The sequence below is a fragment of the Devosia sp. ZW T5_3 genome (assembly GCF_044987315.1).
Taxonomy (GTDB): domain Bacteria; phylum Pseudomonadota; class Alphaproteobacteria; order Rhizobiales; family Devosiaceae; genus Devosia.
This window is the reverse complement of sequence record NZ_JBJDRE010000002.1, coordinates 304,169-328,174: the sequence shown is the minus strand read 5'-3', so window position 1 is coordinate 328,174 and position 24,006 is coordinate 304,169. Positions and strand designations below refer to the sequence as shown.

Below are 24,006 nucleotides of genomic sequence, written 5' to 3'. Positions count from 1 at the left end.
GTGCGGGCTTGTGATGCACATTCCGCGCGGCTTCTGGTATGATTCCAAACAGAAACGACGGGTGCTATCAGCGCCGCGTCGGCGACGCTATGCGGGCATGCTGCCATTGATCGGGCAGGGCCCCGTGGAGAGACTATCTATATGCTGCGTTTGCTCGGCTGGTTCTTTGGCTTTGGTATGTTTCTCGCACTGGCCGCTGTTGCCGGTGGTGCCGTCTACCTGACGACTGTCTCGGCCGAACTGCCCGACTATACCGTCCTCAAGGATTACCAGCCGCCCGTAACGACGCGCGTGCACGCCGCCGATGGCACATTGCTGGCCGAATTTGCCCGCGAACGGCGGCTGTTCCAGCCCATCGAAACCGTGCCGCCGCTGGTGATCAACGCGTTCCTGTCGGCTGAAGACAAGGACTTTTATCGCCATGGCGGCATTGCCGTGGATGGCGTGTTCCGTGCCGTGCGCGACAATCTCATGGCGCGGATGGATGGCAATTCCTCGATCCAGGGGGGCGGTTCGTCGATCACGCAACAGGTGGCCAAGAATTTCCTGCTGACCTCCGAGCAGACCTGGGATCGCAAAATCCAGGAAGCCCTGCTGGCCATCCGCATCGAGTCGACCTTTTCCAAGGATCGTATCCTCGAGCTCTATCTCAACGAGATATTCCTCGGCCTCAATTCCTATGGCGTTGCGGCGGCGGCGCTGAATTATTTCGACAAGGCGCTGTACCAGCTCGATCTGGCCGAAGCCGCCTATATTGCCGCGCTCCCCAAGGGGCCGAACAATTACCATCCCTTCCGCCGCCCGCAGGCCGCTATCGAGCGCCGCAATTGGGTGATCGATCGCATGGTCGAAAATGGCTATGCAACGCCGGAAGAAGCGGCCCTTGCCAAGGAAGAGCCACTCAATGTCGTGCCGCGCGCCGGTGGCAGCCAGCTCTATGCGGCGGAGTATTTCACCGAGGAAGTGCGGCGCGAACTGGCCAAGCTTTACGGCGAAGACCAGCTCTATGGCGGCGGGCTTTCGGTGCGCACGACGCTCGACCCCAAGCTGCAGGGCTATGCGCGCCGGGCCCTGATGGATGGGCTGATTGCCTATGATCACGGCCGGGGATTCCGCGAACCGGTCGCCAGTATCGAGATCGGCGAGGATTGGGGCCTTGCTGTCGCCAAGGTCAAGCCGCTCAGCGATGTGCCGGAATGGCAGCTGGCGGTGGTTCTGGAAATGAACGGCAACGAGGCGCGGATCGGCTTGCGGCCGGATTCAACGGTCGATGGCGCGATTGCCGACGATCGGGTGGAGGGCACGCTGTCCGGCCCTGAAATCAAGTGGGTTTCCAAGCCCCTATCGAGCATTCTCAAAGTGGGGGATGTGGTCTATGTCTCGCCCATAGTCGGCAAAGCCGGCATTTATACGCTGGAGCAGGTGCCCGAGATCGAAGGCGCGTTGGTGGCCATGGATCCGCGCACGGGACGCGTGCTGGCCATGGTGGGCGGCTTCTCCTTCGCCGAATCCGAATTCAATCGCGCCACGCAGGCGCTGCGCCAGCCCGGCTCCTCGTTCAAGCCGATCGTCTATGCCGCCGCGCTCGACAATGGCTATACGCCGGCCTCCGTGGTGCTCGACGCGCCGGTGGAAATCCGCAACTCGGATGGCTCGATCTGGCGGCCGGAAAACTACGCGCAGCAATTTTATGGTCCGCAAACCTTGCGGCGCGGCATCGAGCGCAGTCGCAACGTCATGACGGTGCGGCTGGCCAAGGATATCGGCATGCCGCTGGTGGCCGAATATGCCAAGATGTTTGGCGTCTATGACAGTATGCAGCCGGTGCTCGCCATGGCCCTCGGCGCCGGTGAAACCACCGATATGCGGATGACGGCCGCCTATGCGACCATCGCCAATGGCGGACGCAAGATCGTGCCGACGCTGATCGACCGCATCCAGGATCGCTATGGTGTGACGGTCTATCGCCACGACCAGCGCACTTGCGAGGGCTGCCAGGCGGAAGCTTGGAACGGGCAGGGCGAGCCGCGCATCATCGACAATCGCGAGCAGGTGCTCGATCCGATGACGGCCTACCAGATCACCTCGATGATGGAGGGTGTGGTGCAGCGCGGCACCGGCACCGCCGCCAAGGTGCTCAACCGCCCCGTCGCCGGCAAGACCGGCACGACCAATGACTACAAGGATGCATGGTTCGTCGGCTTTACGCCTGAACTCGCCGTTGGTGTCTATGTCGGATATGACCAGCCGCGCTCCATGGGCTCTTCGGTGACGGGCGGCACGTTCGCCACGCCGATCTTTACCGAGTTCATGCAGAAGGCGCTGGCCGGCACGCCCGCCACCCCGTTCAACGTGCCTCCCGGCATGACGACAGCCTGGATCAATCCTAATTCGGGCGTGCAGGCCTATAATGGCGAAGGTGGCATCGAAGAATCCTTCAAGCCCGGTACCGGGCCGAACCTCGCGACCTCGGTGATCGGCCTGGGCGTCAATGCGGCCGACGCCATCCAGCGCCAGCAGGAGATGCAGCAGCAATATGGCAATGGCTATATGGCCCAGCCAAGTGCCGATGCCGGTCGCGGCGGCCTGTTCTAAGTGCCCGATTTCGTCGTCTATCCGCATCCCGCATTGAGCCGGGCGGCCACACCGCGTCCGGTGGATGAGGCCATGCTGGAAGCAGGGGACCGGCTGCTAGCGGCGGCCAGGGAGGCGCAGGCCTATGGGCTGGCGGCGGCCCATCTCGGCGAGAATGAACCGCTGGTCGTCATGTCCATGGCAAGCGATCCGGCGCAGCGCGATTATCGGCTGTTGTACAACCCCGAGATCGTGGCGGTCGCTGAGGAAACAGCGAGTGGGCCGGAGGGATCGGTATCCATGCCGGGCATTGAAGTGGCCGTGCAGCGGCCGGTCTGGGCCGAAATCGCCTATGATGATGCTGATGGTATCCGGCAGCGTGAGCGGCTCGAAGGCTTTGTGGCGCGAGTTGCGTTGCACGAGATCGAGCAGGTCAACGGCATCTTCTTTTTGAGCCGCGTATCGCGGCTGAAGCGCGACGCGGCTTTGCGCAAGTTCGACAAGAGCCGGCGGGCATAATTGCCGCCGAAAGGTTGATCCTCAACCCGCACTCCGCTACACGGGGCGCCAGTTTTGAAGGAATAGACCATGCGTACGGAAATCGAAAAGACCGTCGCCGAAATCGAGCAGGTTCTGACCCTGCTGAGGAGGCATCTTTGACTGGGATACTGCAGAAGTCCGTCTCGACGCGCTGAACGCGCAAACCGAATCTCCCGATTTCTGGAACGATCCGGAAAAGGCCCGTGCCGCCATGCGCGAGCGCGACGAACTCGACGTGGCCGTCAAGGCGGTGCGCGAGCTTGAGGCCGGTATCCGCGACAATACCGAGCTGATCGAAATGGGCGAAGCCGAAGGCGACGCCGCGATCGTCAAGGATGCCGAAGACGCGCTGATCGAGCTCAAGCAGACGGCGCGCCGTCGCCAGATCGAGACGCTGCTATCGGGCGAAGTCGACGCCAATGACTGCTATGTCGAAATCCATTCGGGCGCCGGCGGCACCGAAAGCCAGGATTGGGCCAACATGCTGCTGCGCATGTATACCCGCTGGGCCGAACGCCGGAAGATGAAGGTCGAGGTCATGGAAATGCATGACGGCGAAGAAGCCGGCATCAAATCCGCGACCATTCTGGTCAAGGGCCACAATGCCTATGGCTGGCTCAAGACCGAGAGCGGCGTGCATCGCCTGGTGCGTATCAGCCCCTATGACTCGGCCGCGCGGCGGCATACCAGCTTTTCGAGCTGCTGGGTCTATCCGGTGGTCGATGATTCAATCGACATCGAAATCCGCGAGTCCGACCTCAAGATCGACACCTATCGCGCCTCCGGCGCCGGTGGGCAGCACGTCAACACCACCGACTCGGCCATCCGCATCACGCACGTGCCCTCGGGCATTATCGTGGCCTGCCAGCAGGAGCGCAGCCAGCACAAGAACCGTGCGACGGCCATGGCCATGCTGAAATCGCGTCTCTATGAGGCCGAGTTGCAGAAGCGCGAAGAGGCGGCCAACGCCCAGGCGGCCAGCAAAACCGATATCGGCTGGGGCCACCAGATCCGCTCCTATGTGCTGCAGCCCTACCAGATGGTCAAGGACATGCGGACCGGGGTTGAAAGCGGCCAGCCCTCAGTCGTGCTGGATGGCGACCTCGACGAGTTCATGGAAGCCGCATTGGCGCAGCGCGTCGGTGTCGCAACGGACGTGGCGGAAGCCGAATAACCGAAACAGCCTGACGGCCTAGCCCAGCAAGGCCGTCAGGCGCTTTCCGGCCTCGAGGAAGTTCTTGGGGTTGATGGCGACGTCGTCCTTCCGCACCTCGAAATGCAGGTGCGGGCCCGTTGAGCGGCCGGTCGAGCCGACCCTGGCAATCGGGGTGCCGGTATTCACCCGCTGCCCGACTTCGCTCAGAAACCCCGACAAATGCCCGTAGCGGCTGATCAGGCCATTGGCATGGGTGACTTCCACCACATTGCCATAACCCGATTTGACGCCGACAAAACTGACCACGCCTGCGCCAGCGCTGAGCACAGTAGTGCCGGTCGTGGCCGCAAAATCCATCCCGGAATGAAATGCCCGGCGGCCGGTGAACGGGTCGGTGCGATTGCCGAAGCCCGAACTCTGCCGGAAATTGCCGGATATCGGCATGTGAATGGGGGCGGTGTCGATGCTGTCGCGTGCCGCCTTGTACCGCACCAGCGCCGCCATCACCGCATTGGCATCGTCGATCATGGGCGAGGCTTCGGCGCCATCCACAGCCGCCAGCAGCGGGCCGCCAACGCCATCCAGATCATCCTCGGGCAGGGTGACGCGAATGCCCAGCCCCGACAGCTCCGTCACGATATTGCGGGTGCGCTCCGTTGCCGTTTCAGCAATCGAGGTCATGGCAAACTGGGTTTCGCCCATCATCTGGGTAATCGCACTGGCAGTCGCGTCGATCTCGGCATTGCCGCTGTTCATTGCCAAAGGCGCGATGGCCGGAGCGCCTGATGCCGAGGGCAGGGCGGCGCTATCGATGCCCAATTGTCCGGCCTTGTCGACCAGCACCTTGACCAGTTGGTGCTGCTCGATCAGCACTTCCTGCTGCTGGGACAATTCCTGCAATTGCAGGTTGATGTCGCCCGCCTGGGCATAGCTGCGCGAATGCAGCCGATCCACCTCGACGCGCAATTGCGCGATGCGGTCCTCATAGGCGGCCACGACCTGGTCGTTCTGGCGATTCCACAGCTTGGCGATGTCGTTTGAAAACAGGAATGCGGTGGCGGTCAGGGCATTGGCACAGAGCAGGGCGGCGAACATGCCGTAAAACAGGGCCGGGCGGATGCCCTGGCGCACAGGAACTGGCGCGGGAGCTGGACCGCCAAAACTGGCTGAATAACGCACGCAACATACCTCGCGACACCAACAACATGGTGAGCAAAGTATGGCTATGCATGGTTAATAAAGGCAAAAGCCGCGCTATTTCGCGGCCAGATGGGCATCCAGCGCGTCGAGCATTTTCTGCGCATGACCGGCAATACGGGTGGCCCGAATGATCCGGGCCACCTTGCCATCGGCGCCGATAATGAACGAGGTGCGGATCAGCCCCATGAATTCGCGGCCATAGAGTTTTTTGAGCTTCCACAGGCCAAACGGCTCGATAGCCTTGTGTTCTGGATCAGCGACCAGCGGAACTGTCAGCCCGTATTTGGCCCGGAACTTGGCGTGGCTCGCCAGGTCGTCGGGCGAAATGCCGGCTAAAACCGCTCCACGCTTGGCGAATTCGGGGGAGAGCGCCGAAAATTCCTGGTTTTCGTTGACGCACCCGCCCGAGTCGTCCTCTGGATAGAAATAGAGCACAACAGGCTTGCCGCGGTGGCTCGCCAGATCAAAGGTCGAGCCATCATCCAGCGGCAAAGTGAAAGTTGGTGCGAGGTCGCCCTCTTGCAGTTCGGTCATCGCGATAGGTCCTGGCTTTTCGGGCTGGATGCTATTGGAGGTGTCGGCGCCATATTACAGCCGGTATCATCAGGCACTAGACCGCATTCTGCGGTTGATTCTCAGGGGTGCCAGCAGATACCGGCCGAGTTTCGATCTGGAAGCAAGTGAGCGCGTCAACCTTACCCGCAGACACGCCAATTGTACCGTCTGCGACAAGCGGACGACATCCCGTGCGCCATGCAGCCAAAGTCTGCGTGTGGGTGGTCGGTATTCCTGCGGCTCTGTCGCTGCTGCTCTATCTCATCCTGCTGATCACCCCGATCCGCCTGCCATTCGGCGGCGACGCGGTGCGGGCCTTCGCCCAATCGACCATGCCAGCCACCTCCAATCTGCAGCTTGGGCAGATGGCGCTGGCGCTCGAAAACGGCGTCTGGCCCGTGATCCAGTTCTCGCCCGTGCAACTGACCGATGCCAAGAGCGGCGCCAATATCTCCATCGAGGCGCTTGAGATCGGCTTCTCGCCGGCCCGAGCTATTTTCGGCCAGCCGGGCGCGACGATAACGCTGGTGCGCCCGCATGTGCAGGTGGTGCAGGACCTGTTCGGGCCGCGCGTCACCAGTTTTGATCTGATCGATGATCCCAATGGCGGCCCGCCGACCGTGCAGGTTAGGGAAGGCGAGGATGCCTTTCCGGCCGTGGATATTTCCCAGCGCGGCATTGATCTGAGCGGAGCGGCGCAGCCGCAGCAGATGCGTTCGGACAATGATTGGCTGATCTATAATCTGGAGACCAGCGAGCAGGGCATTGCCGATATTGTCGAGCATGCGGCGCAAGGGCGCTTCTCCAAGCTCGTGATCCGCGACGGCACGGTGGATATGAGCGACACCGTCTATGGCCTGTTCCGGCAATTCGAGCACATCAATGTCGAAATCGGGCCGACACCGGACCGGCGCAATACCAATGGCAAATTCTCCGCCACGCTGGGCGGCCGCACCATGACGGGCAACCTGTCGCGCACCGTGGATGATGCGGGCGGCTCGCGGCTTGAGGCCGATGTCACCAATATCGATTTTGCCGCATTCCTGCCCTTCATCGATGATGCGACCAGCCTTGCCGCCATCCGCGGCGCGGGGGCGCTGTCGATCGATGTGCGGTTCCAGCCGGCGGGGGGCAAGCTGATCGATGGCGCGTTCAAGATCGATCTGACTGGCCTCGATCTGCGCATTGCCGATGCCTATTTCCCCATTGCCAGCTCGATCCTCAACATCAACTGGGCGCCCGAAAAAGGGCAGTTCACGCTGGAAGACAGTGCGTTGCAGATCGGCAAGAGCTCGGCGCGCGTCTCGGGCGTGTTCGGCCTTGGGCTCGATCCCAAATTCGGCCCAACCACCGGCATCGCGCTCAAGGCGACCGATGTTCGGATCCAGCCCGATGACATGGAGGCGCCGGCGCAGCCATTCGACAGCATGGAATTTTCCGGCTGGTCGGCACCGCTTTACGGCGCGCTCGGCATTGATCGGCTGATCGCCCGCAAGGGCACGGCAAGCGTTGAAACGACGGGCCGGTTCGACATGCTGCAAAAGGGCCTGGGGGTCGATCTGACGCTGACCGGGCAGGGCATCAGCGCCGACGATGCCAAGCGGCTCTGGCCCTATGTGATGGGCACGGAAAGCCGCGACTGGTTTGTCGCCAATGTGACCGACGGCACGATCACCAACGCCCGGATGCGGTTCAAATTCCCGGTCGGCACCCTGGCGCTGGAGGGCGAGAACAAGGCCATCCCCAAGGACGCCATGCAGATCGACATGGTCGGGGCGGGCGTCACGGTCACCCCCACCGCCGAGATGGCGCCAGTTACCCTGCAAGGCGATACGCGCCTGCAGATCGATGACAGCAATGTCACCATCTCGGCCGGCGGCGGCCAGATCGAAACTGCGGGCGGCCCGCTCAAGGTGACCAATCCGGCACTCGTGATGGACAATTCCGAGCCCACAGAGAGCATTATCGAGGTTTCCGGCGATCTGGAGGGTTCCATTCCCGCTTTGCTCGCCCTGACCCGCGAGCAGCAGCCGCAGGCCATCGAGCATACGCCGCTGCCGCTGGATCTGGATTCCCTACAAGGCAGTGTCGATGCCGGGCTGGTCGTGACCGTCAAGCTGCCCAATGAGGAGAGCGGCAAGGCGATGAATGTGGACTATGTGCTGAATGGCACGGTCTCGGACTTTGCCAGCTCGCAGCCCATCAAGGACCACAAGATCGGTAACGGCCAGCTTGCCTTTAGCGCCTCGCAGGCCGGCTACCAGGTGGGCGGCACGGCTGAGATCGACGGCATGAAGGCCGATGTCGAGATCATCGGGACGCTCGAAACCGAGCCGACCTTCCGCCTGTCCTCGGTCGTCAGCGCCGACGACCTCAAGGCAATGGGCTTTGATGCGTCGCCATATTTTGCCGGCACCATACGGATGGTCGGCCAGCCTCTGGCGGATGGCTCGATCCAGGTCGCCGCCGATTTGCAGGATGCGCGGCTGACCATAAAGGATATCGGCATCTCCAAGGCGGCGGGCACGGCCGGCACGCTGCATGCCAATGTGAAGCAGGATGGCGAACTGACCGAGCTGAGTGGGGTCGATCTGGCATTCGGCTCGGTGCATCTAAAGGGCGGCATCAAATACCACGCCACCGAGGGGCTGGAATCGGCCACTTTCGAGCAGTTCGCGCTGAGCCCGGGCGATAATGCGCAATTGGCGCTCGCCCCGCGCGAAGGCGGTTATTCGGTGCAGATTCGTGGCGCCCAGCTCGATCTCAAACCCATGCTCAAGCAATTCTTCGGGCTGGGCGAGGGCACGGGCGGGGTGCAATCCACCTTCACCCAGACCATCGCTCTCGATGTGAAGCTGGACCGCGCGCTTGGCTATTATGCCACCACCGCCTTCAATATGAATCTCGACCTGCTGCTGCGCGGCACCGATCTGCGTCGGGCCAACCTCACGGCACAGTTCAGCGACGGCAATGCTGTGTCGGTGACGACCAATCCGACGCCCGATGGTCGCACCATGTCGGTGGCTTTCAATGATGCCGGCACCATATTGCGCCTACTGGGTGTCTATTCGCAGTTGGCCGGTGGGGAGGGGAGCCTCGTCCTCAACACGTTCAGCGCGCAGAAAATGGATGTCGGGCAATTACTGATGCGCCATTTCGCCATTGTCGACGAAGCCAATGTCGCCCAGGTGCTCGGCAATCACTCGGACTCGCGCGCTGCCATCTCCAAGCAGAACCGGCTCGATTTCGATAGCGCCAAGGTGGATTTCGTGCGCCGCTCGGACCGTGTCGAGGTGTCCAACGCCGTGCTGACCGGCAGCACGGTGGGCGGCACGCTGCGCGGCTTCATCTATACCAATCAGCGGCAATACGACCTGACGGGAACCTATGTGCCGCTATTCGGGCTCAACAGCGCGTTCCAGAAAATCCCGCTGCTCGGCCCGCTGCTGGGCGGCCGCGATGGCGAAGGGCTGCTCGGGGTCACCTTCTCGGTGACCGGGGCGCTATCCAGCCCGGTCTTCCGCATCAATCCGCTCTCCGCCCTGGCACCGGGCGCGCTGCGCGAGCTGTTCGAATTCCGCGCCAACGAGCAGCCGCGCGTGGAATGAAAAAGGCGCCCGAGAGGGGCGCCTTCCACGTTTAGTTGGACCGATTTAGACCGGCTTGATCAGCGCATGGCGCTTTTTGCCGACCGAGAGCTTGATGACGCCTTCGGGCAGCAGCGCATTGTCGCCAATGCTGAGCTTGTCGTCCTCGATCACCGCGTCATTGACCCGTACGGCGCCCGACTGGATGTGGCGGCGGGCTTCGCCATTCGATCCGGCCAGCCCGGCAGTGACGAGCGCGGCAAGAATGCCCAGCCCGGTTGCCAGCTCGGCATGCGACACCGTCGCGGTCGGCAGCGATAGATCAATTCCGCCAGCCTCAAAGGTCGCCGATGCCGTCGAGGCGGCCTGGATAGCTGCGTCACGGCCATGCACGATGGCGGTGACTTCGGTCGCCAGCACCTTCTTGGCCTCGTTGATCTCGTTGCCGCCCAGAGCAGCGAGCTTGGCGATTTCGCTCAGCGGCAGGCGGGTGAAGATCTTGAGGAACTTGCCGACGTCGGCGTCTTCCGTATTGCGGAAATACTGCCAAAAATCATAGGGGCTGAAGAGATCGCCATTGAGCCAGACAGCGCCGGAGGCCGACTTGCCCATCTTCTCGCCCGATGCCTTGGTCAGTAGCGGGGTGGTCAGCGCATAGAGCTGCTCGCCGCCCATGCGATGGTTGAGGTCCACACCATTGATGATGTTGCCCCACTGGTCCGACCCGCCCATCTGCAACACGGTGCCATAGCGCCGGTTGAGCTCGGTGAAGTCGTAGCCCTGCATGATCATGTAGTTGAATTCGAGGAAGCTCAGCGATTGCTCGCGGTCGAGCCGCAGCTTGACCGAGTCGAAGCTGAGCATGCGATTGACCGAGAAATGGCGGCCCACATCGCGCAGGAATTCGACATAGTTGAGCTTGAGCAGCCAATCGGCATTGTTGACCATGATGGCCGGATTGGAGCCCTCATAGTTCAATATGTTGCTGTAGACCTTCTTGATGCTCTCGATATTGGTGTCGATCTGCTCGACGGTCAGCAGCTTGCGCTGATCGTCGCGGAATGAAGGATCGCCCACCATGGAGGTGCCGCCGCCCATCAGGCTGATCGCCTTGTGGCCGGTTTCCTGCAGCCAGTAGAGCATGGTGACGGTGATCAGATTGCCGATATGGATCGAGGTCGCCGTCGCATCATAGCCGACATAGCCGGTGATCGGCCCCTTGAGGGCAAGGGCGTCGAGCCCCTCGGGATCGGAAATCTGGTGAATGAAGCCGCGCTCATCGAGGACGCGCAGGAAATCGGATTTGAACTTGGTCATGTGACAGCCACTGAGGTTACTGAGACCTCATGGTGAGCTTGTCGAACCACGAGGTCGGTGCATGCGGGACCTCGTCCTTCGACAGGCTCAGGATGAGGTTCCTCCAACGGATCGTAGTGTTCGCGCTGCTATTTAGCGCCCGCCGCCGGCGGCGATCTCCTGCCGGCGACGGTCGAGATAGTCGGCGCAGCGGGTGGTCAGATCATCGATCTTGCCTTCGAAGAAGTGGTTCGCACCCTCAACGATCTGCTGTTCGATGGTGATGCCCTTCTGGGTCTTGAGCTTGTCCACCAGCTTCTGCACCGAAGTGGGCGGAGCCACGCGGTCCTTGTCGCCATGGATGATCAGGCCCGAGGAGGGGCAGGGCGCCAGGAACGAGAAGTCATAGAGGTTTTCCGGCGGAGCGACGGAGATGAAGCCTTCGACTTCCGGGCGGCGCATCAACAGCTGCATGCCGATCCAGGCGCCGAAGGAGAAACCGGCGATCCAGCAGCCGCGGCTTTCGCGGTTGATGATCTGCAGCCAATCGAGCGCAGCGGCAGCGTCGGAGAGCTCACCAATGCCGTGATCGAACATGCCCTGGCTGCGGCCGACGCCGCGCGAATTGAAGCGCAGCACGGCAAAGCCGCGTTCGGCGAACATGTAGAAGAGATTGTAGACGATCTGGTTGTTCATCGTCCCACCGAATTGCGGGTGGGGGTGCAACACGATGGCAATGGGAGCATTGGGCTCCTTGCCCGGCTGATAGCGGCCTTCCAGACGGCCCTCGGGCCCGTTGAAAATCACTTCTGGCATGGTCTTGTTCTTCCGGCCATTCGGCTCTGTTGGCGTGGTATTTCCAACCGTCGATCGGGCGGCACTGCGGCTTGACTAAGCGCGCCTTGCTGCCTAAAACATGGGTCGAAAAATCCAGTTTAGAATTATTCGAAACTTGGTTTTTGGCCGCAAAGCGGCCTGTGAGAGCGCCCCTTGTAATGAAGTTGGGCGGCAAATTTCAAGAAGTGTTTGGATTCGGCGGCATATCGGTGCCCCGAGGCTAGGCATGGAAGCCATGAGCGGCGCGCATGCGCCGATGAGAATTCGATGACGCGAGCGGCGATCTACCTCGATCACAATGCCTCGTCTCCGCTTCTGCCCGAAGCGCGGACGGCGCTGCTCGCTGCCCTCGATCTCACTGGTAACCCATCATCCGTGCATGGTCACGGCCGCGCGCTGCGCCATATCCTGGACACCGCCCGCACCCAGGTGGCGGCCTTGGCGGGTGCTGAACACAAGCAGGTGGTCTTCACCGGCTCGGCCACAGAAGCCATCACCCAGGCCATTGTCGGCGGCGCCAAGATTTTCGGCAGCGACGCCATTATTATCAGCGCGGGCGAGCATGCGGCGGTCTCCAAGGCCGCTGAAGCCACCGGCCTGCCGGTGCTGACCATTGGGCTTTTGGCCGATGGCCGCATTGATCTTGATCAACTGGCCGCCATGCTGGCCGACGCCGATGTAAATGGCCGCACCTTCCTCGTCGCCTTCCATTGGGTGAATAATGAGACCGGCGTGGTCCAGCCCATCGGGCGGATCAATGCCCTGGTCGGACCGACGCGTCACACACTATTCATCGATGCGGTGCAGGCCTTCGGCAAACTGCCCCTCGAATTTGCCGCCTCGGCACCCGATATGATGGCTATCAGCGGCCATAAGATCGGCGCGCCGGCGGGTATTGGCGCGCTGCTGGTCAAGTCGCATGCCGATGTCGTTCGGCTCATTCCCGGCGGCGGGCAGGAGCAGGGGCGGCGCGGCGGCACTGAACCGGCAAGCCTGATCGCTGCATTCGGTGCGGCTTCGGCGGCCTTTGGCGAGCGCTATGGCGCAGTCGATGTGGCAGGACTGATCGACCGGCTGGAAGCCGGCTTGAAGGCCATGGCGGATGATGCGGTGATTTTCGGCGCCGAGCGGCTTGGCAATGTGATCAATTTCGCCGTGCCGGGCATCAAGAATACCACGGCCATGATGGGCCTGGACCTGGCGGGACTGTCCGTGTCCTCGGGTTCGGCCTGTTCGTCCGGCAAGGTCGGCCCCAGCCATGTGCTGGCGGCCATGGGCGTTAAGCCCGAGCTGGCCGAATGCGCCCTGCGGGTCAGCCTCGGCTGGTCCTCGACGGCAGAGGATGTTGATGCGTTCCTCGCCGGTTACCAATCCATCCTGTCGCGCCATCGCGCCCGGCAGGGGCAAGCGGCCTGAGGCCGCAATAGTTTTTGACGGCTCGCGGCGACCTTGAATCGCCTGTCGGGCAAATAGGAGAAGCCAATCATGGCGGATTACGACGATATCCCGACGCTCAAGGAAAACATTGATCGCGCCACCGTGGACTCGGTGCGCTCGCTCGATGTCGACAAGTACAAGTATGGTTTCGAGACCGATATCGAATCCGACATGGCCCCCAAAGGCCTGAGCGAAGATACCGTACGCTTCATCTCGGCCAAGAAGAACGAGCCCCAGTGGATGCTCGATTGGCGCCTCGAAGCCTATCGCCGCTGGCTGACCATGAATGAGCCGACCTGGGCCAAGGTGCATTATCCGCAGATCGACCTGCAGGACATGTATTTCTACGCCGCGCCCAAGTCGACGCCCGCGCCCAAGAGCCTCGATGAAGTCGATCCGGCGCTGATCGCCATGTATGACAAGCTCGGCGTACCGCTCAAGGAACGCGAAATCCTGGCTGGCGTCGAGCGCCCCAAGGTCGCGGTCGACGCGGTGATGGACTCGGTGTCCGTGGTCACCACTTTCCGCGAGGAATTGGCCAAGGTCGGGATCATCTTCTGCTCGATCTCGGAAGCCATCCGTGAGCATTCCGAGCTGGTGCAGAAATACCTGGCCTCGGTCGTGCCGGTTTCGGACAATTATTACGCGACGCTGAATTCAGCCGTCTTCACCGATGGGTCCTTCGTCTACATCCCCAAGGGCGTGCGTTGCCCGATGGAGCTGTCGACCTATTTCCGCATCAACGAAAAGAAGACCGGCCAGTTCGAGCGCACGCTGATCATCGCCGAAGCTGACTCGTATGTGAGCTACCTCGAGGGTTGCACGGCCCCGATGCGGGACGAAAACCAGCTGCACGCTGCAGTGGTCGAGCTGGTCGCGCTCGAAAATGCCGAGATCAAGTATTCCACCGTCCAGAACTGGTATCCCGGCGACAAGGACGGCAAGGGCGGCATCTACAATTTCGTCACCAAGCGTGGCGATTGCCGTGGCGACAATTCCAAGATTTCCTGGACCCAGGTGGAAACCGGTTCGGCCATCACCTGGAAATATCCGAGCTGCATCCTGCGCGGCGACGGCTCGCGCGGCGAATTCTATTCGATCGCCATTTCGAACGGCTACCAGCAGGTCGATAGCGGCACCAAGATGATCCATCTGGGCAAGAACACGTCCAGCCGTATCATCGCCAAGGGTATCGCCGCCGGCTTCTCGGACAATACCTATCGCGGCCAGGTCTCGGCCCACGCCAAGGCCAAGAATGCCCGCAATTTCACCCAGTGCGACAGCCTGCTGATCGGCGACAAATGCGGCGCCCACACGGTTCCCTATATCGAGAGCCGCAACGGTACGGCCGTATTCGAGCACGAGGCGACCACGTCCAAGATTTCCGATGACCAGATGTTCTATTGCCAGCAGCGCGGCCTCAATGAGGAAGAAGCTGTGGCGCTGATCGTCAATGGCTTCGTGCGCGACGTGCTGCAGCATCTGCCCATGGAATTCATGGTCGAGACGCAGAAGCTGATCTCGATCTCGCTGGAAGGCAGCGTGGGATAATGGCCGACCAAACCAACCCGGTCATCTCGCTGGGCGGGCTCAAGCTCGACCAGTGGGAGCAGGGGACGCTTTACAAGTCTGCGGATACCTCGTTCGGCGCCCTTCTGGGGCTGCGCGGCCTTGGCATCAGCTACAATGAAGTGCCGCCCGGCAAATCGAGCTGCCCGTTCCACAATCACCATGTGGAAGACGAGCTGTTCGTGGTGCTGGAAGGCGAGGGCACCTATCGCTTTGGCGAGGCTCACCTGCCGTTCAAGGCCGGCGACGTGCTCGGCGCTCCCGCTGGTGGCAAGGAGACGGCGCACCAGATCATCAATACCGGCTTGGTACCGCTCAAATATCTGGGCGTCGCCAACAATGCCGCGACCGAGGTCTGCGAATATCCGGACTCCGGCAAGTTCCAGGTCACCAGCCGCCCGGCCGGTGCCGCCAATCGCCTCCGTCACTGTGGCCGCGAAGGCCAGAACCATCTCGATTATTGGGACGGTGAGCCTGGCGCTTGAAGCGCCGCTGCCGTCCACCCATTGGAGACTAAGTCATGACCACCCCAATTCTTGAAATCCGCAACCTGCACGCGCGCATCGAAGATCGCGAAATCCTCAAGGGCGTGAACCTGATCATTCCCCCCGGCCAGGTGCATGCCGTGATGGGCCGCAATGGTTCGGGCAAGTCGACGCTGAGCTATGTGCTCGCTGGCAAGGAAGACTACGAGATCACCGAGGGCGAAGTGCTGCTCGATGGCGAGAACCTGCTGGATATGGAGCCGTCCGAACGCGCCGCTGCCGGCCTGTTCCTGGCCTTCCAGTACCCCATCGAAATCCCCGGCGTCGCCACCATGACCTTCCTCAAGGCTGCGATGAACGCCCAGCGCAAGGCACGCGGCGAGGGTGAACTCTCGACGCCCGACTTCATGCGTGCGGTCAAGACCGCCGGCACCGATCTCAATATCGACACCGATATGCTAAAGCGTCCGCTCAATGTCGGCTTCTCCGGCGGCGAGAAGAAGCGCGCCGAAGTGCTGCAGATGGCCTTGCTGGCCCCCAAGATGTGCATTCTCGACGAAACCGATAGCGGGCTCGACATTGATGCGCTGCAGGTCGTCTCCAAGGGCGTCAATGCGCTGCGCGCCGCCAATCGCTCCATGCTGGTCATCACCCACTATCAGCGCCTGCTGAACCACATCGTGCCCGACGTGGTGCATGTGTTCTCGGATGGCCGGATCGTGGAAAGCGGCGACAAGGACCTCGCTTTGCAGCTCGAAGCCAAGGGCTATGCCGACTTCGACGGCGCGGCGGCCTGATCATGCGTCAAACCATGCCAGTCCGGCTCAATGCAGCCGAGGAAACCCTGATCGCGCAGCTCAAGAGCGTCGGCGCCGAGGCGGATGCCGAACGCATCAGCGTTGCCGGCCTGCCCACGCGCCGCGTCGAGAGCTATCACTATACCGACCTCAAAATGCTGCTGAAGGCCGTGCCGCCTTTGGCCGAGGCCGCTAACGAAGCCAGCGCGCCCGCGCTGCGCGTCGCCGGCGCCTATCAGCTGATGATCGCCAATGGCGTCGTGCAGGGCGGCACCACGGCTCCGGCCGGCGTTATCGTTGGTTCAGCTGAGGGCTCGGCCCTCTCCACCCGCGACGACGTGCTGGTGCATCTCAACACCGCCTTGGTCCGCAACAGCCTGACCCTGACGCTGGAAAACAGCGTCGATCCGGTGATCCAGATCGACCATCGCAGCGAGGGCGAGGCCGCCCATGTCGCTGACTCGGTCAAGGTTTTCGTGGCCGACGGCGCTTCGGCGACGATTCTGGAAACCTTCTCGGGTTCCGACGCCGCCCACGTCAACAACCACGCCACGTATATTGCGCTCGGCAAGGACGCGGTGCTCACCCACATCACTGTCGATCTGTCGGGCCGCGCGAGCTCGCATTTCGCGACCAATGAATATCACCTGGCCGACGGCGCCAAGCTGCGGACACTGGTGATCCATGCCGGTTCGGGCCTGAGCCGCACGCAGCTCTTCCCACGCTACGAGGGCGCCGGCGCCCATGGCGACATTACCGGGCTCAACCTGGTGTCGGATGGGCAGCATAACGACATCACCATGGACGCGACCCATGCTGTGCCGCACACCACGTCCCAGCCGCTGTTCAAGTCGATTGCCCGTGGCCGCGGTAAGGCCGTGGTGCAGGGCCGGCTCGTCGTGGCTCGCGATGCGCAGAAGACCGACGCCAAGTTCATGCATCAGGGCCTGATGCTGTCGGACGAAGCCGAAATCCTCAGCAAGCCCGAACTCGAAATCTATGCCGACGACGTTGTCTGCGGCCACGGTTCGACCTGCGGCAAGCTCGATGCGGATTCCCTGTTCTATCTGGTCAGCCGCGGCATTCCGAAGGCCGAAGCCGAAACCATGCTGGTGCGCGGTTTCCTCGAGGAGCTCGTTGATCCGATCGAGGACGAGGCGCTTGGCGAAGCTCTGCGCAGTGTCATCGATGGCTGGTTGCTGGCTGCAAAGTAGCAACCGCCGCTCGCACCGTAGGAAAATCAAAGGCGCTGCTAGCGCCGAGGAACGTGCATGACCTTCGATCTCGAAAAAGTCCGCGCTGATTTTCCGATCCTGTCGGAACAGATCCACGGCAATCGGCTGGTCTATCTCGATAGCGGCGCATCGGCCCAAAAGCCGATGCAGGTGCTGGACCGGATGGATTATGCCTTCCGGCACGAATACGCCAATGTCCACCGCGGCTTGCATACGCTGGCCAACCGCGCGACCGAAGCCTATGAGGGCGGCCGCCATGCGGTGCAGCATTTCCTCAATGCGGCACGGCCTGAAGAGATCATCTTCACCCGCTCGGCCACCGAAGCGATTAATCTTGTGGCGTCGTCCTTTGCCGGTCCGCGCATCGGCGAGGGCGACGAAATCGTCACCACGATCATGGAGCACCACTCCAATATCGTACCGTGGCATTTCCATCGCGAGCGCAAGGGCGCGGTGATCAAATGGGTCGATGTGCGGGATGATGGCAGCTTTGACATAGATGCCTTCGAGGCTGCGCTAAGCGATCGCACCCGTATCGTTGCCGTTACGCATATGAGCAACGTGCTGGGCACTGTCACCCCGATCAAGGACGTGATCGCCATTGCCCATGCGCGTGGCATTCCCGTGCTGATCGATGGCAGCCAGGGCGCGGTTCACACCAAGGTGGACGTGCGCGATCTCAATGCCGATTTCTACGTCATGACCGGCCACAAGCTCTATGGCCCCACCGGCATTGGCGTGCTCTACGGCAAATATGACCTGCTCGCCGAGATGCAGCCCTATCAGGGCGGCGGCGAAATGATCGATGTCGTGACCATGGAAACGGTAACCTATAACGAACCGCCGCATCGCTTCGAGGCCGGCACTCCCCCCATCGTGCAGGCCATCGGGCTGGGCGCGGCGATCAAATATATGGACGATCTGGGCCGCGACGCCATTGCCGCGCATGAAGCCGATGTGGCCGCCTATGCCCATGAACGGCTGAGCCGGATGAATTCGCTGCGCCTGATCGGCACGGCGCCGGGCAAGGGCGGCATTTTCTCATTCGAGGTCAAGGGCGCCCACGCCCACGACATGGCGACGATTCTGGACCGTTACGGCATTGCCGTGCGCGCCGGCACGCATTGCGCCATGCCATTGCTCAAACGTTTCGGTGTCACCTCTACCTGCCGCGCCTCCTTCGCCCTATATAACGGCAAGGATGACGTGGACGCGCTGGTGGACGGCATCGAACGCGCCCAGAAATTTTTTGCCTGATTGGTATCGCTATGACCGACGAACCAGAAATCGCTCCGGCCCCGACCATCCCCGAGCCCCGCATTACGCCCAATGTTTCCGGCGGCTTGCCGGAGGCCGAGGTCGAACGCATCACCACCGACCTGATCGGTGCACTCAAGACCGTCTATGACCCGGAAATCCCGGTCGATATCTACGAGCTCGGCCTGATCTACAAGGTCGATCTGGATGACGATCGCAAGCTGGTTATCGACATGACGCTGACGGCGCCCGGTTGCCCCGTGGCCGGCGAAATGCCCGGCTGGGTCGAAAACGCCGCTCGCGGTGTCGAAGGCATCCAGGACGTGACGGTCAACATGGTCTTTGATCCGCCATGGGACGCATCCCGCATGAGCGAAGAAGCCCAAGTCGCGCTCAACTGGTGGTAAGATGAACCGGCCGCCCTTGCATGGCTTGGTAGAAACCTGCCTTTACGTCTCCGACGTGGTGCGCAGCCGCGACTTCTACGTCGAGGTGTTCGGCTTCGAGCCGATGGGCGGTGACGACCGCATTCAGCCGCTCCAGGTCGGCCCGGGTCAGGTGCTGATTCTCTTTCGCCGCGGCGCCACGCTGCAGCCAATTCCCGTTGGCGGCGGTTTCATCCCGCCCCATGACGGCGCCGGAGAACAGCATTTCGCCTTCGGCATAACTGAGGACGCCTTCGAGGATTGGAAAATCTACCTTGAAGGTCTACATATAGAGTTGGAAAGCGAAGTTGCCTGGTCGCAAGGTGGCCGCAGCATCTATTTCCGTGATCCGGATCGCCTTGTGGTCGAATTGATCACCCGGGGCGTCTGGCCGAATTACTAGAAGGATATGGCTTCATGGCCTTCAAGATTATGTCGCTGACCGATGCCGCTGCTGAGCGCATCACCGAAATCATCGAAGATTCGGACAAGCCGGTCATCGGTCTGCGCGTCGGCATCAAGAATTCCGGTTGCGCCGGCGTGGCCTACACCATGGATTATGTGTCCGAGCCGGTTAAAGGCGACGACCATGTCACCGACAAGGGCGTCAATGTCTATGTCGACCCCAAGGCGACCATGTACCTGCTCGGCACGGTGATGGATTTCGAGCAATCCAAGATGAGCTCGGGCTTCACCTTCACCAATCCGAACCAGACTGGCGCCTGTGGCTGCGGCGAGAGCGTCACGCTCAAGGCTGCCGATCTCAAGGCCATTGCGGAAGCCCGCGTTCCCGCCTGATCGTCCGGTTGCACCTGCCCGGTATTTGCCCTAACAGGCGGGAGCAATTTGGCTCCAGCCCGTAGAGTATATTTCATGACCGGCCTGCCTCCGGCTCTTACCATCGTTCCGCCCAATCATCCGCTGGTCGGCCGGGTATCGCCTCCGGGTTCCAAATCCATCACCAATCGCGCTCTGCTATTGGCCGCTTTGGCCAATGGCACCAGCCGCTTGTCCGGTGCGCTCAAGAGCAAGGACACGGTGCTGATGGCGGCCGCCTTGCGGCAAATGGGTGTGACGGTCGAGGAACCCGACGAAACCAGCTTCGTGGTGACCAGCACCGGCCGCCTGCAGCAGCCCGATGGCCCGCTCTTTCTCGGCAATGCCGGCACCGCCACCCGTTTCCTGACGGCTGCGGTCGCCACCGTCGATGGCGAAGTGATCGTCGATGGTGACGACGAAATGCGCCTGCGTCCCATTGGCCCGCTGGTAACTGCGTTGCAGTCCTTGGGCATTGATGCGGCCAGCCCAACCGGTTGCCCGCCGGTTACCGTTCGCGGCAAGGGCAGCTTCGGGGAGGGGCGCGTCGAGATCGACGCGGGTCTCTCCAGCCAATATGTGTCGGCCTTGCTGATGGCCGCGCCGCTGGGCGATGGTCCGATTGCCGTGGCTCTGAGCGGCAGCGACATCGGCGCCCGCGGCTATGTCGACCTGACACTGGCAGCCATGCGCAGCTTTGGCGCCGATGTCGAGCAGATCGATGCCGGATCCTGGCTGGTGCAGCCCACCGGCTATGTGGCCGCCGACCTGTTGGTCGAGCCTGATGCTTCGGCCGCAACCTATCTCTGGGGGGCAGCGGCGCTCACTGGCGGCAAGATCGATCTGGGCGTAGCCGCCGACGCCTTCACCCAGCCCGACGCGGCAGCGCAGTCGATCATCGCGCAATTCCCCAATATGCCTGCTGTCATCGATGGATCGCAGATGCAGGACGCCGTGCCGACGCTCGCAGTGCTAGCCGCCTTCAACAATCATCCGGTGCGGTTCGTTGGCATTGCCAATCTGCGCGTCAAGGAAACCGACCGCATCCGCGCCGTCGCCAACGAGCTGAACCGCATCCTGCCGGGCCTGGGGACCGAGGAGGGGGATGATCTGCTCGTGGCGTCCGATCCCAATCTGGGCAGGCAGCTGGCGGGCAAGAATGCGCTTACCCGCATCCACACCTACCACGATCACCGCATCGCCATGAGCTTTGCCCTGGCAGGCTTGCGCCTTCCTGGCATCACCATTCTTGATCCGGCCTGCACCGGCAAAACCTATCCGGAATACTGGGACATGCTGGCAGGGCTGGGCGTAAAGCTGGAACCGGCCGCCTGATCAGGCGGCCGAAACGCCGTCCTTGGGACCATGCTGCTCGGCCAGGTCGTTCTCGCTGACCACCTTGTTGCGGCCGGCATGCTTGGCGGCATAAAGGCAGCGATCGGCGCGCTCGAGCAGTGAAGAAGGCGTGTCCGAAGGGCGGAATGCCGCTACGCCGAACGAGGCCGTGATGCGACCCAGCTTCTCATTGGTAGAGCGTTTGAGCAATTCCTTGGCCTGAATGGCCCTGCGGACATTCTCGGCGACGATGACCGCGCCTTCAAGGTCTGTGGAGGGCAGGATGGCGACGAATTCTTCTCCGCCATAGCGCGCGGCGAGATCCTTGCCCTTGATATTGGACTTGATGGTCATGGCGACCAGCCGCAGCACCTGATCGCCGGTCTGGTGGCCATAGGTATCGTTGAAAGTCTTGAAGTGGTCGATGTCGGCGATCAGTAGGCAGAGCGGCTGATGGCCGCTCTGTGCCTCGGCAACGGCTGTTTCCAGGCCCTCGTCGAAGCTCTTGCGATTGGCGATTTTGGTGAGCGGATCGAGACGGGATTCCCGCCGCACATCGTCCAGGTCGCGCTGCAGCGCTGCAATGTCATCCCGCGATGCTTCAAGCTTTTGCTCCAGCGCGCGATTGGTGTCCTGCATGACGCGGGTTTCCAGCAGCAGCCGGTTGGCCAGCGATTGCAGGGCCTCGGTGGAAATATCCTGTTCGAGATCGCCGCTTGCTGACTGCAGCGAGCCGGAATAGGCGCTCGCCGTGGTCATGGCCGTGTCGATTGCATTGTGCACCGCTTCGATGCGGGCATGCATGCGCTCGGAAACGTCGGTTATGCGGTCGTTGACGTCGGACTTGAGGAATTCGTTGTAGAGCGCCTCCGCCAAATCCGCGGAAGGGGCATGCCCCTCCCGGAAAATGGCATTGATCCGGCTGTTCAGGGACGGATTGACGCCCGTGGCATAGGTGTAAAGCAGTTCATAGAACTGCGGATAGGGCGGAATTCCGCTGCGCTTGAGCAGGTCGAAAGCGGCATTGGCATAGCCAAGCGCTCGTTTGAATTCCTGTCCGGACACCGCTTCCCTCGCGTCCCGTTGCGCTCACCCGGCATTTCTTGTCCCAGAAACCCGAATCTATACGGATAGATACAGGTCCCGTCGCGCTAAGTACAAGTGTAAGATCGCTTTTTACTGCGAGCTACATAGTCAACCGCTGTACTGATCAGGACGCGGTGCGTGTCGATCGCAGTAGAAACGCCGGCACTGGACCGTCATTGCCGAAGGGCGAGCTGGAATCGATGCCCGATTCGTCCATCTTCGGTTCTGCGGGCCGGCGATTGCGGCCGCGCGGGGACCGAGACTCTTCGTTGCGGGAAGGCTTGGCTTCCTCGCTTTGCGCCGGCTTGGCGGGCTGGCTCGGCGCTGCCGGCTGAGCTTCGGCGGGAGGCCTGCGACGCGAGCGAGACGCGGGCTTGGCTTCTGCCGGAGCGGGAGCAGGAGTTGCCTCGGCGCTTTCCGTCTTGGCCGGGCTTGCTGCTGACTTTTCGGCAACAGGGCGTGGACCGCCACGGCGCGAACGGGCAGGGCGCTTGGACTTGCTCTCTTCGCCGGCTTCCGCTGTCTCTGCCGGGGCAGGTGCGGCGGTGCCAGTGGTTTCCAGGTATTCGATGGGCTTCTGGATCAGCTTGATGATGGCATCGAGATGCTTGCCGTCAGCCGGAGCTACCAGCGTATAGGCAACGCCCGAACGGCCGGCGCGGCCAGTGCGGCCGATACGGTGCACATAGTCTTCGGCATGCACGGGCACGTCGAAATTGAACACGTGGCTCACCGCGGGAATATCGAGACCGCGGGCGGCTACGTCACTGGCCACCATCAGGGTCAGCCGGTTGGCGCGGAACGCATCGAGCGTTTCGGTGCGGCTCTTCTGGTCCATGTCGCCGTGGAGAGCGCCAACGCTATAGCCATGCCGCTCCAGCGAGCGGGCGAGGGTCGCCACGTCGCGCTTGCGATTGCAGAAGATGATGGCATTGGTCAGCCCGGTGGCCGCATCGATGCGGGCGCGCAAAGCGGCGCGCTTGTCTTCGGGCTTGGATGACACTCTGACCAGCTTCTGGTCGATCGTGTCGGCCGTCGAATTCTGCCGCGCGACTTCCAGCTTGATCGGATCGCGCAGGAACTGGTTGACCAGCTTCTGCACTTCGGGCGGCATAGTGGCTGAGAACAGCAGCGTCTGCCGGCGGGCCGGGAGCAGGCTGCAGATCTTCTTGATGTCGTCGATAAAGCCCATGTCCAGCATACGGTCGGCTTCGTCGATCACCAGGATGTCGACGCCGGTGAGCAGAATGCGGCCGCGGCCGAACAGGTCGAGCATGCGGCCGGGCGTGGCGATCAATACGTCAACGCCGCGATCCAGCTTCTTGATCTGGTCATCAAAGGACACGCCACCGATCAACAGCGCCATGTTCAGCTTATGGTTCTTGCCATATTTCTCGAAATTCTCGGCCACCTGCGCCGCGAGTTCGCGCGTCGGTTCGAGAATGAGCGTGCGGGGCATGCGCGCACGGGCGCGGCCGCTTTCCAGCAGCGTCAGCATCGGCAGCACGAAAGACGCGGTCTTGCCGGTCCCGGTCTGGGCGATGCCGATAATGTCCTTCTTCTGCAGGACGTGGGGGATGGCCTGCGCCTGGATTTCAGTAGGCGTCGTGTAACCCGCAGCGATAACTGCCTCGGTTACTTTGCTCGAAAGGCCCAGCCCGGAAAATTCGTCGGTCAAATTCAGTCGTTCCACTCAAAGCTGTTGCCCGATGCAGGATCCGCTCGAAACATTCAAGGCGGCGCACCGGGAAGAAAGCCGCAAACGACGCAGGCATCATGCCGCGGTTTGCGTCAGCGGCGGACTGGAAAGGCAATCACA

General features: G+C 62.0%; 20 protein-coding genes. 14 read left to right on the top strand and 6 right to left on the bottom strand.

Annotated features, from left to right (window positions below; genetic code table 11):
• Positions 1-141: 141 nt before the first annotated feature.
• The 3 genes from ACI3KW_RS04050 (at position 142) to prfB (ending at position 4,288) form a co-directional block, all read left to right on the top strand.
• A complete protein-coding gene (locus tag ACI3KW_RS04050) occupies positions 142-2,595 on the top strand; it encodes a penicillin-binding protein 1A (RefSeq protein ID WP_404847024.1) in 2,454 nt (817 codons plus the stop codon).
• Complete coding sequence (locus ACI3KW_RS04045; protein ID WP_404847023.1) at positions 2,596-3,093, top strand: peptide deformylase; 498 nt, start codon at positions 2,596-2,598, stop codon at positions 3,091-3,093.
• A 69-nt stretch (positions 3,094-3,162) separates the two neighbouring features.
• Positions 3,163-4,288 (top strand): peptide chain release factor 2 gene (gene prfB / locus ACI3KW_RS04040; RefSeq protein WP_404847022.1). Its coding sequence is split into 2 segments (ribosomal slippage): positions 3,163-3,231 and positions 3,233-4,288, totalling 1,125 coding nucleotides; the frame shifts between segments, so codons are not numbered across the junction.
• Between the two features lie 18 nt (positions 4,289-4,306).
• On the opposite strand, the gene ACI3KW_RS04035 is transcribed toward prfB, so the two are convergent.
• Together ACI3KW_RS04035 and ACI3KW_RS04030 are read right to left on the bottom strand one after the other, a co-directional pair.
• Positions 4,307-5,449: a M23 family metallopeptidase gene (locus ACI3KW_RS04035; protein WP_404847021.1), complete on the bottom strand. Its 1,143-nt coding sequence runs from the start codon at positions 5,447-5,449 to the stop codon at positions 4,307-4,309.
• Between the two features lie 75 nt (positions 5,450-5,524).
• The gene (locus tag ACI3KW_RS04030; protein ID WP_404847020.1) at positions 5,525-6,004 is read right to left on the bottom strand and encodes a peroxiredoxin; all 480 of its coding nucleotides are present in this window, start codon (positions 6,002-6,004) and stop codon (positions 5,525-5,527) included.
• A 212-nt stretch (positions 6,005-6,216) separates the two neighbouring features.
• Between ACI3KW_RS04030 and ACI3KW_RS04025 the strand changes: the two genes are divergently transcribed.
• On the top strand, positions 6,217-9,633 hold the full coding sequence (locus ACI3KW_RS04025; RefSeq protein WP_404847019.1) for an AsmA-like C-terminal domain-containing protein: 3,417 nt from the start codon (positions 6,217-6,219) through the stop codon (positions 9,631-9,633).
• Between the two features lie 45 nt (positions 9,634-9,678).
• Here the strand turns inward: ACI3KW_RS04025 and tyrS are convergent, their stop codons facing one another.
• Both tyrS and ACI3KW_RS04015 read right to left on the bottom strand, forming a co-directional pair.
• Positions 9,679-10,929, bottom strand: a complete 1,251-nt coding sequence (gene tyrS, locus ACI3KW_RS04020; protein WP_113120288.1) for a tyrosine--tRNA ligase — start codon at positions 10,927-10,929, stop codon at positions 9,679-9,681.
• 132 nt (positions 10,930-11,061) lie between these two features.
• Entirely contained in the window at positions 11,062-11,724 is a 663-nt protein-coding gene (locus ACI3KW_RS04015) for an alpha/beta hydrolase (RefSeq protein WP_113120289.1), read from the bottom strand.
• A 288-nt stretch (positions 11,725-12,012) separates the two neighbouring features.
• On the opposite strand from ACI3KW_RS04015, the gene ACI3KW_RS04010 reads away from it, so the two are divergent.
• The 10 genes from ACI3KW_RS04010 (at position 12,013) to aroA (ending at position 21,101) form a co-directional block, all read left to right on the top strand.
• Positions 12,013-13,161 (top strand): cysteine desulfurase family protein, encoded by a 1,149-nt coding sequence (locus tag ACI3KW_RS04010; protein ID WP_404847018.1) that lies wholly within the window; start codon positions 12,013-12,015, stop codon positions 13,159-13,161.
• A 69-nt stretch (positions 13,162-13,230) separates the two neighbouring features.
• Positions 13,231-14,733, top strand: coding sequence for a Fe-S cluster assembly protein SufB (gene sufB, locus ACI3KW_RS04005; protein ID WP_113120291.1), 1,503 nt, complete (start codon positions 13,231-13,233; stop codon positions 14,731-14,733).
• Positions 14,733-15,236, top strand: coding sequence for a cupin domain-containing protein (locus ACI3KW_RS04000; protein WP_404847017.1), 504 nt, complete (start codon positions 14,733-14,735; stop codon positions 15,234-15,236). Before sufB ends, ACI3KW_RS04000 begins: the two co-directional genes overlap by 1 nt.
• Before the next feature lie 47 nt (positions 15,237-15,283).
• Positions 15,284-16,033: a Fe-S cluster assembly ATPase SufC gene (gene sufC, locus ACI3KW_RS03995; RefSeq protein WP_035097067.1), complete on the top strand. Its 750-nt coding sequence runs from the start codon at positions 15,284-15,286 to the stop codon at positions 16,031-16,033.
• Positions 16,034-16,035: 2 nt separating this feature from the next.
• Positions 16,036-17,247 (top strand): Fe-S cluster assembly protein SufD, encoded by a 1,212-nt coding sequence (gene sufD, locus ACI3KW_RS03990; RefSeq protein ID WP_404847016.1) that lies wholly within the window; start codon positions 16,036-16,038, stop codon positions 17,245-17,247.
• Between the two features lie 57 nt (positions 17,248-17,304).
• Complete coding sequence (locus tag ACI3KW_RS03985) at positions 17,305-18,525, top strand: cysteine desulfurase (protein ID WP_404847015.1); 1,221 nt, start codon at positions 17,305-17,307, stop codon at positions 18,523-18,525.
• 11 nt (positions 18,526-18,536) lie between these two features.
• The gene (locus ACI3KW_RS03980; RefSeq protein WP_035096953.1) at positions 18,537-18,932 is read left to right on the top strand and encodes an SUF system Fe-S cluster assembly protein; all 396 of its coding nucleotides are present in this window, start codon (positions 18,537-18,539) and stop codon (positions 18,930-18,932) included.
• Between the two features lies 1 nt (position 18,933).
• Positions 18,934-19,353 carry a VOC family protein gene (locus ACI3KW_RS03975; protein ID WP_404847014.1) on the top strand — a complete coding sequence of 140 codons (420 nt, stop codon included), beginning with the start codon at positions 18,934-18,936 and terminating at the stop codon, positions 19,351-19,353.
• A gap of 14 nt (positions 19,354-19,367) precedes the next feature.
• Positions 19,368-19,748 carry a HesB/IscA family protein gene (locus tag ACI3KW_RS03970; protein WP_404847013.1) on the top strand — a complete coding sequence of 127 codons (381 nt, stop codon included), beginning with the start codon at positions 19,368-19,370 and terminating at the stop codon, positions 19,746-19,748.
• A 75-nt stretch (positions 19,749-19,823) separates the two neighbouring features.
• Positions 19,824-21,101: a 3-phosphoshikimate 1-carboxyvinyltransferase gene (aroA, locus tag ACI3KW_RS03965; protein ID WP_404847012.1), complete on the top strand. Its 1,278-nt coding sequence runs from the start codon at positions 19,824-19,826 to the stop codon at positions 21,099-21,101.
• Here aroA and ACI3KW_RS03960 read toward each other — a convergent pair whose 3' ends face one another.
• Together ACI3KW_RS03960 and ACI3KW_RS03955 are read right to left on the bottom strand one after the other, a co-directional pair.
• A complete protein-coding gene (locus tag ACI3KW_RS03960) occupies positions 21,102-22,166 on the bottom strand; it encodes a GGDEF domain-containing protein (RefSeq protein WP_404847011.1) in 1,065 nt (354 codons plus the stop codon).
• A gap of 145 nt (positions 22,167-22,311) precedes the next feature.
• Positions 22,312-23,865 (bottom strand): DEAD/DEAH box helicase, encoded by a 1,554-nt coding sequence (locus tag ACI3KW_RS03955; RefSeq protein ID WP_404847010.1) that lies wholly within the window; start codon positions 23,863-23,865, stop codon positions 22,312-22,314.
• Positions 23,866-24,006: the final 141 nt, after the last annotated feature.

Bases quoted from the DNA above. Each gene is read 5' to 3' on its own strand.
- ACI3KW_RS04050 (WP_404847024.1), top strand. From the start codon at position 142: ATGCTGCGTTTGCTCGGCTGGTTCTTTGGCTTTGGTATGTTTCTCGCA.
- ACI3KW_RS04030 (WP_404847020.1), bottom strand. From the start codon at position 6,004: ATGACCGAACTGCAAGAGGGCGACCTCGCACCAACTTTCACTTTGCCG.
- tyrS (WP_113120288.1), bottom strand. From the start codon at position 10,929: ATGACCAAGTTCAAATCCGATTTCCTGCGCGTCCTCGATGAGCGCGGC.
- ACI3KW_RS04015 (WP_113120289.1), bottom strand. From the start codon at position 11,724: ATGCCAGAAGTGATTTTCAACGGGCCCGAGGGCCGTCTGGAAGGCCGC.
- ACI3KW_RS04010 (WP_404847018.1), top strand. From the start codon at position 12,013: ATGACGCGAGCGGCGATCTACCTCGATCACAATGCCTCGTCTCCGCTT.
- sufB (WP_113120291.1), top strand. From the start codon at position 13,231: ATGGCGGATTACGACGATATCCCGACGCTCAAGGAAAACATTGATCGC.
- ACI3KW_RS04000 (WP_404847017.1), top strand. From the start codon at position 14,733: ATGGCCGACCAAACCAACCCGGTCATCTCGCTGGGCGGGCTCAAGCTC.
- sufD (WP_404847016.1), top strand. From the start codon at position 16,036: ATGCGTCAAACCATGCCAGTCCGGCTCAATGCAGCCGAGGAAACCCTG.
- ACI3KW_RS03985 (WP_404847015.1), top strand. From the start codon at position 17,305: ATGACCTTCGATCTCGAAAAAGTCCGCGCTGATTTTCCGATCCTGTCG.
- ACI3KW_RS03980 (WP_035096953.1), top strand. From the start codon at position 18,537: ATGACCGACGAACCAGAAATCGCTCCGGCCCCGACCATCCCCGAGCCC.
- ACI3KW_RS03975 (WP_404847014.1), top strand. From the start codon at position 18,934: ATGAACCGGCCGCCCTTGCATGGCTTGGTAGAAACCTGCCTTTACGTC.
- ACI3KW_RS03970 (WP_404847013.1), top strand. From the start codon at position 19,368: ATGGCCTTCAAGATTATGTCGCTGACCGATGCCGCTGCTGAGCGCATC.
- aroA (WP_404847012.1), top strand. From the start codon at position 19,824: ATGACCGGCCTGCCTCCGGCTCTTACCATCGTTCCGCCCAATCATCCG.